General features: G+C 75.0%; 8 protein-coding genes. 4 read left to right on the forward strand and 4 right to left on the reverse strand.

What is annotated here, in order from left to right; all coding sequences use genetic code 11:
* Positions 1–104 precede the first annotated feature (104 nt).
* Together MUU72_RS20815 and MUU72_RS20820 are read right to left on the reverse strand one after the other, a co-directional pair.
* A complete protein-coding gene (locus MUU72_RS20815; protein ID WP_248014845.1) occupies positions 105–1,325 on the reverse strand; it encodes an acyltransferase family protein in 1,221 nt (406 codons plus the stop codon).
* The gene (locus MUU72_RS20820; RefSeq protein ID WP_308403842.1) at positions 1,322–3,691 is read right to left on the reverse strand and encodes a glycosyltransferase; all 2,370 of its coding nucleotides are present in this window, start codon (positions 3,689–3,691) and stop codon (positions 1,322–1,324) included. Before MUU72_RS20820 ends, MUU72_RS20815 begins: the two co-directional genes overlap by 4 nt.
* 933 nt (positions 3,692–4,624) lie before the next feature.
* Here MUU72_RS20820 and MUU72_RS20825 point away from each other — a divergent pair.
* Positions 4,625–5,260: a transcriptional regulator gene (locus tag MUU72_RS20825; protein ID WP_248014895.1), complete on the forward strand. Its 636-nt coding sequence runs from the start codon at positions 4,625–4,627 to the stop codon at positions 5,258–5,260.
* Between the two features lie 70 nt (positions 5,261–5,330).
* Here MUU72_RS20825 and MUU72_RS20830 read toward each other — a convergent pair whose 3' ends face one another.
* Entirely contained in the window at positions 5,331–6,791 is a 1,461-nt protein-coding gene (locus MUU72_RS20830; RefSeq protein ID WP_248014847.1) for a nucleobase:cation symporter-2 family protein, read from the reverse strand.
* 265 nt (positions 6,792–7,056) lie between these two features.
* On the opposite strand from MUU72_RS20830, the gene MUU72_RS20835 reads away from it, so the two are divergent.
* The 3 genes from MUU72_RS20835 to MUU72_RS20845 all read left to right on the forward strand — a co-directional run bounded on the left by MUU72_RS20835 (position 7,057) and on the right by MUU72_RS20845 (position 11,306).
* The gene (locus tag MUU72_RS20835) at positions 7,057–9,408 is read left to right on the forward strand and encodes an FHA domain-containing protein (RefSeq protein ID WP_248014848.1); all 2,352 of its coding nucleotides are present in this window, start codon (positions 7,057–7,059) and stop codon (positions 9,406–9,408) included.
* 75 nt (positions 9,409–9,483) lie between these two features.
* Complete coding sequence (locus tag MUU72_RS20840) at positions 9,484–10,254, forward strand: hypothetical protein (protein WP_248014849.1); 771 nt, start codon at positions 9,484–9,486, stop codon at positions 10,252–10,254.
* On the forward strand, positions 10,251–11,306 hold the full coding sequence (locus MUU72_RS20845; protein WP_372503233.1) for a serine/threonine-protein kinase: 1,056 nt from the start codon (positions 10,251–10,253) through the stop codon (positions 11,304–11,306). The genes MUU72_RS20840 and MUU72_RS20845 overlap by 4 nt, the downstream gene beginning before the upstream one ends.
* A 166-nt stretch (positions 11,307–11,472) precedes the next feature.
* On the opposite strand, the gene MUU72_RS20850 is transcribed toward MUU72_RS20845, so the two are convergent.
* Positions 11,473–12,798: a streptophobe family protein gene (locus MUU72_RS20850; RefSeq protein ID WP_248014850.1), complete on the reverse strand. Its 1,326-nt coding sequence runs from the start codon at positions 12,796–12,798 to the stop codon at positions 11,473–11,475.
* Positions 12,799–12,968 lie beyond the last annotated feature (170 nt).

Raw genomic sequence — 12,968 nt, forward strand, 5'->3', positions numbered from 1 at the left:
CGGATCGCTTCCGGCGGCCGAGCGCTTTTCTTGGGGGCCGGGGGCCCGGCCGGTGGGGCGGGCGCCGGTGTCCGGGGGGAGGTGTCCGGCGCCCGCCGGTGCGGTCAGGGGGCCGCGATACCCGGGTAGAAGTCGCGGGGCCGGCCGCGGGCGTCCCTCAGGCGCCCGAGCAGGCCCGCGGGGTATTCGATGAGCCAGTAGCTGGCGGCGGCCGCGGGGAGTGCGGCGAGGAAGACGATCAGCAGGGCCCAGGGGAAGCCGGCCGGGCCGGGCGGCAGCAGTCCGGCGGTGTGCAGCAGGAGCATGACCGGCTCGTGCCAGATGAAGAGGGAGTAGCTGATCAGGCCGACGGCGGTGAGCCGGCGGGTGGTCAGGAAGCGGTTCCAGGCGGTGCGCCGGCGGACGTGGAGGGTGCTCAGGAGGAGCAGGGCCCACAGGGCGGCGGCGATCGGATGGTAGTAGGTGAAGGGGAAGCTCTCCGGGTCGGACCGGAGGGAGAGGGCGAACAGGCCGGCCAGGGCGAGCGCGGTGAGCGGCAGTGCGGCGCGCCGGGGCAGCCGGCCGCGGTCGCCGAGGGCGGCGAGCAGCACCGCCAGGGCCATGCCGGCCGCGAAGCCGCCGAAGCGGGCCTGCGGACCGAAGTAGGCGACCCAGTCGGTGTGCGGGATGCCCAGGGCGTAGTGGGCGGCGGTGATCCAGGCCAGCGGTGCGGCGTAGAGGGCGAGGCAGCCGCCGAGCAGGAGGGCGGTCCGGCTGCGGCGGTGGCGCAGCCGGTGGCAGGTGCGGACGGCGAGCGGGCCGAGGGCGGCCAGGACGGCGTAGAAGAGGACTTCCAGGGAGAGGGACCAGGTCGGGCCGAGGGTGTAGAAGATCCGGTCCTGGTCGAAGACGTGGGTGAAGGTGAGGTGTTCGAGGAGGTCGCGCCAGTCGCCGGGGAGGGTGGGGTTGCGGGTGGCCCAGACGGTGAGGACGGCGAGGAGGTAGAGCGGGAGGATGCGGACGGCGCGGCGGAAGAGGAAGGCGCGGGCCGGGCGGGTGGTGGTGCCGTCGAGGGCGGCGCGGGCGTAGGAGTGGGTGAGCAGGAAGGCGGAGAGGACGAAGAAGAGGTCGATGACTTCGAGGGAGAGCAGGGCGTCGAGGGCGGGGTTGTCGACGGGTGGGTGGGCGCCGGCGGCGTCGTAGGCGGTGTACTGCTGCCAGACGTGGAAGGCGACGGTGCTGAGGGCGGCGAGGCCGCGGAGGCCGTCGATGTCGCGGGCGCGGCGGTGCGGGGCCTGCGGGGCGGGCCGGGCTGCGGGCGGGGCGGTGGCGGTGGCGGTGGTCATCGGTGGGCCTTTGCGGTGGTGGTGCGGCCGCGGGGGGTGACGCGCCAGCGGCGGTCGCCGAGGGCCTCCTTGAGGTGGGCCTGGCGGGCGACCATGTTCTTGAAGTGGCTGTAGAAGACGGTCGAGACCAGGAGGTAGGACCAGAACCAGCGGCGGCGGGCGCGGAGTTCGGGGACGGCCAGGCGCCAGGCGAAGAGGGCCTGGACGGGGCCGGCGCCGAGGGTGAGGAGGAGGGCGAGGACGCAGAGCGGTACGGCCCAGTCGAGGTGCTGGGGGCCGCCGGCCTTCCAGGCGGCGTAGCCGAGGACGGGGAGGATCTGGAGGGTGAGCCAGGGCTGGATCTCGCGCCAGCCGAGGAGGGCGAGCAGCCCCAGCTTCTGACGTACCGTCAGGACGGGTGAGCGCAGGCCGGTCCAGAGGTGCTTGAGGGAGACCTGGAGCCAGCCCTGGGCCCAGCGGGAGCGCTGGTTCCACAGGGCGGTCAGGGTGGTGGGGGCCAGTTCGCGGGAGAGCAGGGTGCGGTCGACGGCGATGCGGGCGCCGGTGGTCAGGGCGCGCAGGGTGGAGTCGATGTCCTCGGTGAGCATCGAGCCGTGCATGCGGGTGCGGGCGAGGAGGTCGGTGCGCCAGAAGCCGTTGGAGCCGCCGAAGACGCCGAAGCCGTGGAGCCGGGTGCGGCCGGGGTGGCTGACGGCGTAGATGGCCTCGAATTCGACGGCGACGAGGCGGGCGGTGCGGGAGCTGTCGCCGTTGCGGACGACGCAGTGGCCCTGGACGACGTCGTAGCCGTGGGAGAGCCAGTGCCAGGCGTTCCGGAAGGCGTCGGGGGCGGGGTGGTGGTCGGCGTCGAAGATGCCGACGAACTCGCCGCGGACGCGGGTGACGGCGGCGTTGACGTTCTGGGCCTTGGAGGTGGAGCCGGCGACGGGCAGCAGGACGAGGCGGGGGTCGCGGGCGGCGAGGGCGCGGAGGGTGTCCTCGACGGGGAGGGGGTGCGGGGTGTTGTAGGCGAGGACGATCTCCAGGTCGCCGGGGTAGTCCTGGCGGAGGAACGCCTCGACGGTGTCGACGAGGGTGGCGGCCTCGTTGGGGAGGTAGGCGGCGATGACGGCGCTGGCGGGCGGGTAGGGGGCGCCGGGCCGTTCGGGGCGGGGCGGGGCGTCGAGGGCGTAGAGGCATTCGAGGATGATCAGGAGCGCGGAGAGGACGAGTCCGGCGACGACCACCCAGTACATGGCGGAGCCGAGGTCCCAGCCGGCCCGGTACGCCTGCTGGTAGAGGACGAACGGCACACCGATGCCGAGGAGCAGGGACAGCACCGGGGAGAGGGCGAGGAGCGCGGGGCGGAGCAGGGCGCGGAGCGGGGGGCGGCGGTGCCGGTGGGGGGCTTCGCGCATCCAGGGGGCGTGGCGGACGGGGCGCAGGTCGCGGTGGCGGAGGGCTTCGCGGGCGGCGTCGCGGGCGCGGTCCGCGGCGTCGGCGGCGGTGGTGGCCTCGGTGAGCGGGAGCCAGCCGATGGCGGGGGTGAGGCGGACGTTCTCGTCGGCGATGACGAAGCGGGTGCCGGCGGCGGTGGTGGCGAGGGTGGCCAGGGCGCGGCGGGCGGTGTCCTCGTCGATGCCGGGGAGCAGCATCAGCAGGTGGCCGTCGCCGTCGTGGCCGAGCAGGTCGCAGGCGCCGCCGAGGTGTTCGGCGATGGCGGCGAGGCGTTCGGCGGTCTCGCGGCGGACGCGGGGGCCGAACCGCTCCTCCAGGAGGGCGAGTTCGGCGACGCCGAGGGCGGCGAGGACGCCGCCGTGCCGGGCGGCTTCGGGGCGCCGGAGTTCGCGGTCGAGTTCGTCGAGGAAGTGGGTGCGGGAGTACAGGCCGGTGCGCGGGTCGCGGAGCAGGTGCTCGACGGGGACGGGGACGCGGCGGAGTTTGGCCTCGATGCGGGCGGAGAGTTCGTCGGGGTCCGAGGTCTCGGGTATGCAGTCGTCGGCGCCCCGGCGGAGCAGGTCGGCGGCGCCGGTGCGGCCGGCGGTGCCGCTGCCGGTGACCATGAGGAGGGGCAGGGCGCGGCCGGCGGGGTCGGTGCGGACGGCGCGGATGACGTCGGGGCCGGCGGGGTGGGTGCCGGGTTCGTGGAGGGCGACCACGGCGTCGGGGGCGGCCTGGCGGACGCCGGGTCCGGCCTCGCCGGGCGGGGCCTGGCTGACGTCGTGGCCGGTGGTGCGGAGGGTGTGGGTGAGGCGGTCCAGGCGGGGCCCGGGGGTGCCGATGACGAGGACGCGGCCGGCGGGGTGGGGGCCGGGGGCGGGGTGGTCGGTTCCGCCGAGCAGGGCCGTGGGTGAGCCCTGGGGGTGTGCGGGGTGCGAAGTGAGCACCTGGGGTGGTCCTTTCTGGTTTCCGGCAGGCGGAGCCCCGGCGCGGACCGGTGGGGACGGCGGGTCCCGGTGCGCCGTGCGCGGGCAGGGCGGAGCGACCGCCCGCCGGCGGTGGCGGGTCGGGGTGGCCGTCGGTCCGGGTGGTGGTGCGGGCCGGTGGCTTCCGGATGCGCGGGTGCGGGACAGTGACGGTCAGGCGGGCGGGCGCCGGTCGTGGGGTGGGCGCCGCGGCACCGGACTGCCTGTCAGGGTCATGACAGCCAGCAGCGCAACTGCGCGGTCAGCGTGGCCGGTTGACGCGCGGCGGGGCGGTGCGCCGGGCCGGGACGGGGCGCGGCGGGCGCGCGGGGCCGCGTCTGCGCCCGGCGGAAGAGGGGGCGGCGCGGTGCGGTGCGGCCTGCGCGGGCGCGGCCGGTGCGGCGGACTTCGGGCTCCGGACCGCGCGGGGGCGGTCGAGCGCGTATCGCATAGGAAGGGTCCCATCCTGATCGGATCGTGGGGGGAGGACCGGATGTCAGGTGTACACCGGCCGGCCCCGCTCGGCAAGGCCCACCGGCATCCGCCAGCCTCTGCGAGCACTGTGACACCGCACCTTCATCCACGTAACACCTTCATTACGGCCGGTCCTCGCGGCGGCCCCGAGGGGCGCTACCGCCCGGTAGGGGCCGTTCCCTCGGCTATAACCCGGTACGGGAGTTCTGAGCTGGAGGTTCGTACCTCTCGCCTATCTGTTAATCTGCCCGCCCCTGGACGTTCCTCCATGTCCCCCTCCACTCCTTTCACTCCCGTCACTCCCTTCCGCTCTGCCCGCACCCCTTTGCCCACCGGGTGCAGCGAGGTGTCGCGTACGTGAACAGCGTTCCGTTCTCTCCCGCTCAGGCCCGGTCCGCCCGGGCCCGGGTCGGTCTGACCACCGGTCAGGTCGCCCAGTCCATGACCGCGTGCGGCGCCCCGGTGCGCCCCGAGGCGATCGAGGCGTGGGAGTTCGGCTCCCTGGTGCCCACCGAACCGCAGCTGTTCGCCCTGGCCGATGTGCTGTGGTGCCCGCCGGCGGTGCTGATGGGCGTGGAGCCGCGCACCCTGGCCGAGCACCGGCTGGCCCGGCAGCTGAGCGTGGAGCGGCTGGCGCAGCTGGTCGGGATGGCGCCGGAGACGTACCGGGCGGCGGAGGCGGCCAACGAGTGGTACGGCGACTACCGGCAGACCAAGGCTCTGGTGGAGGCGCTGGGGCTGTCGCTGCGGAAGCTGATCGGGGTGATGGGGCGGGTCGAGGAGCTGGCCGGCCACCTGCGGTCGGCCATCGAGGGCCGCTGGAAGTCGCACATCGCGCCGATCACCGAGATCACCACGCTGAACCGGACCCGGGTCGGCGACGCACTGCGGGTGATGCACGGGGAGTTCGCGGAGTTCGCCGAGCGGTACATGGGGCATGTGGTGGCGCGGAACGCCGACGCCCGGCTGAAGGAGATCGCGGCCGAGCGGTCGGCGTACCTGCGGCGGCTGGTGGACCGCTTCTGGGAGCTGATCGGGGAAGCGGGCGAGGCGCCGCCGTTCAACTCCGTGCACTGAGGCGGCGGAAGGCGGCCGGACGGCGGCGCGGGGCCCGGCCGCCGCGTCCGCCGTCCCGGGGTGGCCGGGTTCAGTACGCGCCCTGGGGGTGCGGCGGCGGCCCGGCGGGCGCGGGTCCCTCCGGCGCGGCGCCGTCCTCGTCGTCGGTGAACTCGTCCCAGTCGATCTCCACCGACCGGCGGCGGGTGAAGACGTTGAAGACGAGGTTGAGCACGATCGCGGTCAGGCCGCCGAGGGTGATGCCGCTGTCCAGCACCGCGCGGACGCCCTGCGGCATCCGCTCGAAGAACGGCGCGACGGCGGTGGGCAGGAACGCCGCGCCCAGACTGACCGCCAGGATCAGGGCGTTGCGCTCCTCGCGCAGGTCCACCTTGCCGAGGATCTGGATGCCGACCGCGGCGACCATGCCGAACATCGACAGCGCCGCGCCGCCGAGCACCGGGTGCGGGATCGCGGCGACCACCGAACCGGCCTTCGGCAGCAGGCCCAGCACGACCATGAAGCCGCCGGCCGCGACCACCACGAACCGGCTCATCACCTTCGTCATCCGCACCAGGCCGATGTTCTCCGCGAAGGCCACATAGGGAAAGGAGTTGAACAGGCCGCCCAGGACGGTGGCGACGCCGTCGGCGCGCAGCGCGCGGGCCACGGTGTCGTTCCCGACCGGCTTGCCGGTGATCTCCCCGATGGCGTAGACGTCGCCGGTGGTCTCCACCATCGTGATGAGCATGACGACGATCATCGCGAGGATCGGGAACGGTTCGAAGACCGGCATGCCGTAGTGGAACGGGGTGCTGACGCCGAACCAGTCGGTGTCCTTGACGGCGCTGAAGTCGGCGTCCCCGAGCAGCCAGGCGACGGCCGTTCCGCCGACCAGTCCGAGCAGGACCGCGATGCTGCTCAGCACCGGCTTCCCGATGCGGACGAGCAGCAGGATGAACAGCAGGGTGCCCAGCGCGTAGCCGAGGTTCTTCAGGTCGCCGAATTCCGGTTTGCCCGTCAACTGGGCGCCGCCCGCGGCGTCCTGGAGGGCCTGCGGGATGAGGGTGAGGCCGATGATGGTGAGAATGGTGCCGATGACCACCGGCGGGAAATACTTCACCAACTTGCTGAAGAACGGGGCGAAGAGGAACGTGGCGATACCGGCGGTGATGACCGCGCCGTAGACCACCAGCAGTCCGGCGGTGCCGCCGCCCGCGCCCAGTCCGATGGCGATCATCGGGGAGACCGCGGTGAAGGTGGCGCCCTGCACCAGCGGCAGCCTGGCACCTATCCGCCATATCCCCAACGCCTGGATGATGGAGGCGATTCCGCAGGTCAGCAGGTCCGCGTTGATGAGGTAGACGAGTTCGGTGCGGGACAGCCCCAGCGCGTTGCCGAGCATGATCGGGACGATGACGGCGGCGGCGTAGAAGGCGAGGACGTGCTGGAAACCGTAGAGGGCGAGTTTGCCGAACGGCAGTACCTCGTCCACCGGATGAGTACGCTGCCGGGCGGATTGCCGGGAGGATTGTCGCGCGAGTCGTGCCATCTCTGCCTTGCCTTCACGAGGTAGGTGAATAAGAAGGAACCCGGGCCCGGTGGTGCGGTGGCCCCTGCGGTGCGGTGCGTACCGTTCCGTTACCGGCGGCGAACGGCCGGCGGATCGGACGTCAGGCGTTTTCCCGGAATGCGCGGGGCGGGCTCATCGGGGCGCTCACCATAGTTGACCTTTCCCGTTCCGCGCGAGTAACCAGCGGCTTCCGCATATGCGTGACCACAAGCGCGGGCGGGTAATGCGCCGTAAAATCTGACATATGGCTGAGCGGCCGGATGCGTCCACCGCGCCCGAACTCCTCGTCGAGTCCGGCGGCGTCACGCAGGTACTGGAACCGGACCACGAGTACCACGTAGGCCGGGACCCGGCGGTCGAGCTCGTGCTGAGCGACGCGCGGGTCTCCTGGCACCACGCGGTGCTGCGCGCCACCGGCGACCACTGGCTGGTGGAGGACGAGGGCAGCACCAACGGGACGTACACGGACGGGCGCCGGGTGCTGCGCTCCGGGGTCGGCCCGGGCAGCGTGATCCGCTTCGGCAACCCCGCCGACGGCCCGTGCGCGGTGCTCAGCGGCGTCCCCCGCCGCACCGCGGCCGGACGCCCCTCCGCCGTCTCCCACCCGGCGGCCACCCACACCTTCCGGCGGCCCAGCTCGGTCCGTCCGCTGCCCCCGGCGCGCACCACCCGGATCGGCCGGGCGGACGACAACGACCTGGTCGTCGACGACCTCGCGGTCTCCCGGCGGCACGCCGAACTCCGGTCCGGGCCTGACGGCTACGTCCTGGCCGACCTGGGCAGCCACAACGGCACCTACCTCAACGGCCGGCCGGTCGACGTCGCGCCGGTGCGCTCCGGTGACGTCATCGGCATCGGCCACTCCGCGTTCGTGCTGGTCGGCGACCGGCTGGAGGAGTTCGTCGACACCGGTGAGGTGTCGCTGGACGTCCAGGACCTGACCGTGCGGGTCGGCAAGGGCACCGCGCGCAGGTCCCTGCTGGGCGGGGTGTCGTTCCCGGTGGGCGAGAAGTCGCTGCTGGCCGTGATCGGGCCGAGCGGCGCCGGCAAGTCCACGCTGCTCAACGCGCTGACCGGCCTGCGGCCCGCCGACGAGGGCACCGTGCTCTACGACGGCCGGGACCTCTACCGGGACTACGCCGAGCTGCGCCACCGCATCGGCCTGGTGCCGCAGGACGACATCCTGCACACCCAGCTGACCGTCCGCCGGGCGCTGAGCTACGCGGCGGAGCTGCGGTTCCCCGAGGACACCGCGCGGGCCGAACGGGACGCCCGGGTCGAGGAGGTGATCCGCGAACTGGGCCTGGTCGAACGGGCCGCGCTGCCGATCCACAAGCTCTCCGGCGGGCAGCGCAAGCGGGTCAGCGTGGCGCTGGAGCTGCTGACCAAGCCCTCGCTGCTCTTCCTCGACGAGCCGACCTCGGGCCTGGACCCGGGGATGGACCGGTCGGTGATGCACATGCTGCGCGGGCTGGCCGACGGCGGCCGCACCGTCATCGTGGTCACCCACAGCGTGCTGAGCCTGGACGTCTGCGACCGGCTGCTGGTGCTGGCGCCGGGCGGCACCATCGCGTACTACGGGCCGCCGGACGAGGCGCTCGGGTTCTTCGGCTTCGCCCAGTGGCCGGAAGCCTTCGAGGCGTTCGAGAACGACCGCGGCCGGGACTGGGCCGGGGAGTTCCGCGCCTCACCGCTGTACCCCCGCTACGTCACCGGCGAGACCCGGCAGCCGCCCGCGGCCCCGGCGCCGCACGCCCCGGTGGCCCCCCGCCGCACCCAGAGCTGGGGCGGCCAGCTGTGGACGCTGATGCGGCGGTACGCGGCGGCACTGTCCTCGGACCGGACGTTTCTGATCATCATGGTGGCGCTGCCGTTCGTGATGGGGGCGATGGCGCACGGCCTCAGCGGCGGCAATCTGGCCGGCGGGGGCGGCAACGGTGCGTCCACGGTGCTGCTGGTGCTGTGCGTGGGGGCGGTGCTGACCGGCGCCGCCAACGCGGTCCGCGAGCTGGTCAAGGAACGAGTGATCTACCAGCGGGAACGGGCGGTGGGCCTGTCCCGGACGGCGTATCTGATGTCCAAGGTCCTGGTGCTGGGGACGGTCACGGTCGTCCAGGCGGTGGTGCTGACGCTGGTCGCGCTGTTCGGGGTGCGGCTCGGCGCGCCGGGCGGCTCGGGGGTGCTGCTGCCGCCGCTGCTGGAGATCACACTGGCGGTGGCCCTGCTGGCGTTCACCGCGATGACGCTGGGGCTGCTGGTGTCCGCGCTGGTCCGCAAGGAGGAGGTCACCATGCCGCTGCTGGTCCTCCTCGCCATCGTGCAGGTGGTGTTCTGCGGTGCGCTCCAGTCGCTGCGCAAGCCGGTGCTGGAGCAGGTGGCGTGGCTGGTGCCGTCCCGCTGGGCGTTCGCCGCCATGGGCGGCACCGTCGACCTGCACCGCCTCCAGCCGGGGCCGCTCACCGCCGACCCGCTGTTCCGGCACGCGGCCGGGCCCTGGCTGCTGGACATGGGAATGCTGGTGGTGCTCTCGGTGCTGTTCTGCTTCCTGGTCCTGCGGCTGCTGCGGCGCCACGAGCCGGAGATCATGCGCCGGTAGGCCGGTGACGCCGGCAGCCGGAGGAAGGTGCGCACGGCGCCGCGGCCGTGCGCGAGGAGTGCCGAGGAGCCGCCTGTGACCGCGCCGGACTTCCGTCCCAGCCATGTGGTCCCGCCGGACGGGATGGCGACCTGGGCGGTGCCGGACGCCACCCGGCCGCTGGTCCCGCTCGATCCGCTGCTGCCCGTCCAGGTCGTCGAACGGCACGGTGACTGGGCCCGGGCGCGGTGCTCCAACGGCTGGTCGGCGTGGGTGGACGGGCGGCTGCTGCTGCCGCTGCCGCACCGGCCGCCGGCGGCCGGGCAGCCCACCGCGCGGACCGCGGACCCGCGTCCGCTGCTGGCCGCCGCCGAGGGCGCGCTGGCCCGCTTCCGGCAGCTGGTCGAGGAGTTGCTCGCCGGCCAGCTGGACCGCGAGGCGTTCGCGGAACGGACCCGCGGGACGCGGATCGGGGCGGTCGCCGACGGCGACGCGGTGTGGCTCTACGACGCCCGGCACGAGCGCTGGTCCTACTGCGACGGCGCGTCCCTGGTGACGTTCGCGGTGGCGGAGGGGCCGGACGCGGAGGCCGGGGCGGGCTCCGGGGACGGAACCGACTCCGGGGGCGGGGCGGTCTCCGGGGGCGGGGCGGAGCGGGAGGACGAAAGCGAGGGGACCGGGGCGGGTGGTGGTTCCGGGGCGGGTGGTGGTTCCGGGGAGGCGGGTGGCCCCGGGTCCGGCCCCGGGTCCGGTTCCGGCCCCGGTTCCGCGGGCGGGCTGCCCGGGGAGGCGGAGTTCCCGCCGCCGTTCCCGCCTGCGGCCCCGCCGGGGGCGCCCGCGCCGGGCGGGCCGGGTGAGCCGGCGTGAACGGGACACCGGGCGGCGGCCGGCCCCGGGAGCGGACGACCGTGCCCGACTCCTCCGGGCTGCGCGGCCGCCGGATCGCCGGGTATCTGCTCGGGGACGAGATCGGGCGGGGCGGGATGGCAGTGGTCTACCGCGCCGAGGACCTGCGGCTGGGCCGGACCGTCGCGCTGAAGCTGCTGGCCCCCGAACTCGCCCGGAACGACACGTTCCGGAAGCGGTTCGCGCACGAGTCGCGGGTCGCCGCGGCCATCGACCACCCGCACATCGTCCCGGTCTTCGAGGCCGGGGAGACCGAGGGCCTGCTCTACCTCGCGATGCGCTACGTGCAGGGCCGCGACCTGCGGGCGCTGCTGGACCGCGACGGCCGGCTGCCGCTCGACACCACCTGCCGGATCGCCCTCCAGGTGGCGTCCGCGCTGGACGCCGCGCACGCCCACGACCTGGTGCACCGGGACGTCAAGCCCGGCAACATCCTGGTCGCCGAGGGCACCGACACCGACCGCCCCGAGCACGTCTACCTCACCGACTTCGGACTGACCAAGAAGTCCCTGTCGCTGACCGGCTTCACCAGCGTCGGCCAGTTCGTCGGGACGCTGGACTACGTGGCGCCCGAGCAGATCTCCGGACGCCCGGTGGACGGCCGCTGCGACGTCTACGGACTGGCCTGCGTCGCGTACGAGATGCTGACCGGCGCGCCGCCGTTCCGCCGCGACGACGACATGGCGCTGCTCTGGGCCCACCAGTACGACCCGCCGCCGGTCCCGACCGAGCTGCGGCCGGACCTGCCGGCGGCGGTGGACGCGGTGTTCGCCCGCGCGCTGGCCAAGGCGCCGGAGGAGCGGTACGAGACCTGCCGGGGGTTCGTGGCGGCGCTGCGGGCGGCCGGGCGCACCCCGGTCGCGGCCGGCACCCGGCCGGGGCCGGCCGCGACCCGGGTGGACGTCCCGGCGGGCCGCACGCCGCGCGGCGCCGGGCCCGGTGCCGCTCCCCCGCCGCCCCCGCGCTGGGCGCTCCCGGTGTTCCCCGGCCCGCTCGGCCGGCGGGACCCGTGAGCGCGGCCGGAAGCGTACGCCGGGGGAAGCGTGAGCCGGGAATCCGTAGGCGCGGCCCACGGCGCGCGCCCGGCCGGGGCGGCGGCGCGGGCCGGGGGCCGGGGCCGCCGTGGGACGGATCCAGGGTCCGCGGCGGGCGGCCCCGAGGGCGGGTGGCCGACCCCGGTCAGCGGCCCGCCGGCGGGGGCCGGCGGGCGTCGCGGACCTCGCCGGGGTGCCGGACCCGGCGGGCCGCCAGGGCGCCGGCGAACCCGGTCACCAGCCCCCACCCGGCGCCCACCCCCAGCAGCCGCGCCGACTGCGGCTCCAGCGTGACCGCGCCGCCCAGATCCCCGCCGAGATCCCCGACACCGATCAGGGACAGCCCGTAGTGGGCGTCGATCCGGGTGGCCAGGCCGACGACGAGGAGGGTGAGCGCCAGCGCCACCGCCATCTCCAGGGCGTGCCGCCAGGCAGGGGTGCGGGCCGGTGCGCGGACCGCGGCGGCGAACGCCGCGGCCGGGAGCACCACCGCGGCCACCGCCACCAGCCACCACACCCGCCCGTCGTACGCGCCGAGCGAACCGAGGTCGAGGGTGTGCTGCCCGGCCCGGCCCAGGACCTGTTCCAGGGGGTGCGGGAGGGGCAGGCCGAGGGCCCGGTCGACGTGTCCGGTCCAGCCGCCGCCGGTGCCGATGCCCAGCGCCAGCCAGGCCAGGTTGGGCAGGCCCAGCAGGAGCACCGCCAGGGTCCGGGCCGGGTGGTCGCCGGTGGCCAGTTCGGCGAGACCGGCGAGCAGGCCGAGCGCCGTGTAGACCAGCAGGACCAGCAGCATCGCGGACGCGGGCGGGCGGACCGCGTACGGGAGGCGCAGCAGGCCCGGGGGGAGCGGGGCCTTGCGGGAGACGGCGAAGGACAGCACCAGGACGGCGAGCACCCACAGCAGGCCGTAGCCGAGGGTGGCGGGCAGGTCGGCGCGGAAGCCGACGGTGGGGGTGGTGCCCAGGGCGGCGCCGATCCGGTCGGCGAGGCCGCTGCCGACCGAGAGGGTGAAGCGGTGGCGGGCGGCGAGCGCCACGAGCAGCAGCAGGACCAGCCAGCAGACCGCCGTTCGGGCCATCCGGCCGAGCAGTTCGCCGGGCGGGGCGACCGCGCGGTGGCGCAGCGGCCGCCGGAAGAGCGCGGCGAGGACCAGCGCCCCGGCGAGCGTCACCGACAGCGGGACGGCGTCCACGGCGGCACCGGCCCGGGCGAGGAAACCGGCGTCGCCGGTCGCGGTGAGCGAACCGCCGGCGGCGGCGACCACGGCGGCCGCGACCACGGCGGGGAACCCTCCGCCCGGCAGGCCCGCCGCCCCGGCCGCCCACAGGCCCAGCGCGGCGGTCACCGCCATAGCGGCCAGGCCCGCCAGGGCGGTGCCGAGGGCTTCCGCCCAGCCGCGGAGGGCGGGCGGTGCGCCGTGCGGGGCCGGGTTTCCGGGGCCGGCCGCTGCCGGGCCGCGTGTCTGGCTCACGGGGTCTCCTGCGGGGCACGGGGGCCGGGGTGCCGTCCAGGCCACGGTACGCACGGCGGGTGCCGTCCGCTTGCGGAAGACGGCGACCCCGGACAGACAATTGACGCGAAATGGCCGAACAGCCGCATGCAGCCGCGGCCTTCGCCTCGACACCGCCGGACGGCCGGACG

The sequence above is a fragment of the Streptomyces rhizoryzae genome, assembly GCF_023155275.1.
In the GTDB taxonomy this organism is placed as follows: domain Bacteria; phylum Actinomycetota; class Actinomycetes; order Streptomycetales; family Streptomycetaceae; genus Streptomyces; species Streptomyces rhizoryzae.

Excerpts from the sequence above, each read along its gene's own strand:
- MUU72_RS20815 (WP_248014845.1), bottom strand. The coding sequence starts at position 1,325 with ATGACCACCGCCACCGCCACCGCCCCGCCCGCAGCCCGGCCCGCCCCG.
- MUU72_RS20825 (WP_248014895.1), top strand. The coding sequence starts at position 4,625 with ATGACCGCGTGCGGCGCCCCGGTGCGCCCCGAGGCGATCGAGGCGTGG.
- MUU72_RS20835 (WP_248014848.1), top strand. The coding sequence starts at position 7,057 with ATGGCTGAGCGGCCGGATGCGTCCACCGCGCCCGAACTCCTCGTCGAG.
- MUU72_RS20830 (WP_248014847.1), bottom strand. The coding sequence starts at position 6,791 with ATGGCACGACTCGCGCGACAATCCTCCCGGCAATCCGCCCGGCAGCGT.